A 2,018-nucleotide genomic window follows, 5' to 3' on the forward strand; every position below is an offset into this window, starting at 1 on the left:
TGGGGCCTTCGCGACGCACGACTACGTGGCGTGGAGGCACCACAAACACGCCCCCTCTAGCGATGAGGTATTTGGCGACGTGATGAAGGATCGCCTCATGTGCCCACCGGCACTCAGCGCCGGAATCATGGGCAAAGGAGTGAGCCAGGATCTCCCCATGCCGAGCTATCAATGGTTCTCTGCATGCCGGGCAGAAACAGCCGCACGCTTTGCCATTAGGGACGTGGTCGACGTAGCGAAGCCTGCCGCTTGCATCAAGCGCCCATACCAGCATGTCGCCGCGATGCAGGAGGAGTTCGGGTGGGTACTCCAGATTGTCTTGTAACGCAGAGGGTCGAGTCGGTTCGGATTCCATGCGCCAGATGTTTTTGCTAGTGCAGAGATTCTATTGGCTTGCGGGCATGTCTAGCAGCAAGAGCGTAGCGAACAAGTTCAAGAGCGAACCCCACCGAAGTGGGGTAGGCAAGGCCTCTGCCCGGCAGAGAGCATGACTCGAAGTCACAAGCGCCTTCTCGGAACCCCACGGAGGTGTCAACCACCACATGAGCATTTCGACCCTCTTCGACATCGCCCGTCATTTCTGCGTGAGCGACATCGCCGGCGCGACCATCCCGGCAACCCGCCTCAGCAATATCCTTAACAGCATGCATCATGGGCGACCGCTCACGGAACTGTCCCTGAAGTTCCTGCAGGAGCAGAACCTCATCGGATTGCACCGGTTGGCGACCGGGCAGATCACCCATGAGGCCTTCATTGCGGCCTCCAGCCTCGAGCTGCAGGCCCGGGTACAAGCCGCCGAAACAGAACGCCGGACTAAGGAAGCCGAACTTGTGGCTCGAGAGGCGGAGTGGGAGGCGAAATACAAGCGCGAGTGCGAGGCAGCGGAACTCGCCCGCAAAGTCCGCGAGAGCGATCCCAAATACATAGCTAAGATGAAGAACCAAGCCCTACGCAGAAAGTACGGGATGGACTTCATTGATCAGCCTCTGTTCGCACGGATGATGGACGTCCTCAAGCGTATCGACTCTGGCAATCGCCTGACCGTCGATGACTTTATCTGGCTCACGACCGCGGCAAGGGAGCACTTCACGGAAGAGTTGCAGTTTGCCTACCACCTGCGCGAGGCCGAGTTCTTCGCTGACGAGTACCGTCGCACCCAAGACCCGTGGAACGCGGTCAATGCCAGCGGCCACTATCGTAAATGCAATCAGACGGATGCGGCGCTCGAATTGCTCGACAGCGTGCCGGCCAACCGTCTCAAAGACCCCAAGACGAAGGCGGCCATGTGCACCACGCGCGGCGGCGTCATGCGTGACATGGGCCGGCTGAACGACGCTTGCCAGTTGGGCAAGCAGGGACATGCGCTCCAGCCGCGGGACTTCCGCCCATGCACGCTGCTCGGCGCCGTGCATATGGAAATGGGTAACTTTGGCGAAGCTCGTAACTGGTATGCCCAGGCTGAGGAGCGCGGCGCTAGCGCGCGAACCATTGACTCAGAACTGCGAGGCATCTTCCTACGAGGGGACAAAGCAAAGCGCGAAGCCATGAAGGCTTTCCTGCTGACAGAAGATCCTAACCGATACCGCTGGGTGAATGACAAACGGTATCGGAGCACTCAGTGACTCGCGGTCAGCTTGAAAGCTGTTGCACTGGCGAGCCTCAACCCCGTCGTTCGATAGCGTTAGGACAGGGTCTCGCAGAAGGCGCCGTCGACAGTTGCGCGGCAAGCGTCGTCAGGCCTTCTTGCCCAAGCCAGGCGAGCCACACAAAATCTCGCGCGTACTTACCGAGTTTAGCTTCGAGATTCGGTGGAAGCGCTCAATCTTAATCTTCTCTTCCACAAGACGGATCTCGGAGAGTAGTCGCGCCTGGTTCGACTTCGGGGTTGCCAACTCATCCTGCAACCGGGCGAGACGGCTCTTGAGTTTCGCCAGAACCCCTCGGGGCTTCTTCTTGGCTGGGCCAGCAATCTTCTTGGGATTCTTCTTCACGGTATGACCTCAATGACGCTGGCGCAT

Annotated in this window: 3 protein-coding genes; 1 reads left to right on the forward strand and 2 read right to left on the reverse strand. The window is 59.1% G+C overall.

The features are described 5' to 3' along the window. A partial coding sequence (locus tag E1J61_RS37015) for a competence protein CoiA family protein (RefSeq protein ID WP_371705046.1) occupies positions 1-355 on the reverse strand: 355 nt, incomplete at its 3' end. Between the two features lie 187 nt (positions 356-542). Here E1J61_RS37015 and E1J61_RS37020 point away from each other — a divergent pair. Next, on the forward strand, positions 543-1,622 hold the full coding sequence (locus E1J61_RS37020) for a hypothetical protein (protein WP_133098677.1): 1,080 nt from the start codon (positions 543-545) through the stop codon (positions 1,620-1,622). A 111-nt stretch (positions 1,623-1,733) separates the two neighbouring features. Here E1J61_RS37020 and E1J61_RS37025 read toward each other — a convergent pair whose 3' ends face one another. Next, entirely contained in the window at positions 1,734-1,991 is a 258-nt protein-coding gene (locus E1J61_RS37025) for a hypothetical protein (protein WP_133098678.1), read from the reverse strand. Between the last annotated feature and the right edge of the window lie 27 nt (positions 1,992-2,018).

It is taken from the genome of Cupriavidus sp. L7L, from assembly GCF_004353535.1.
GTDB lineage: Bacteria > Pseudomonadota > Gammaproteobacteria > Burkholderiales > Burkholderiaceae > Cupriavidus > Cupriavidus oxalaticus_A.

Bases quoted from the DNA above. Each gene is read 5' to 3' on its own strand.
- E1J61_RS37020 (WP_133098677.1), top strand. From the start codon at position 543: ATGAGCATTTCGACCCTCTTCGACATCGCCCGTCATTTCTGCGTGAGC.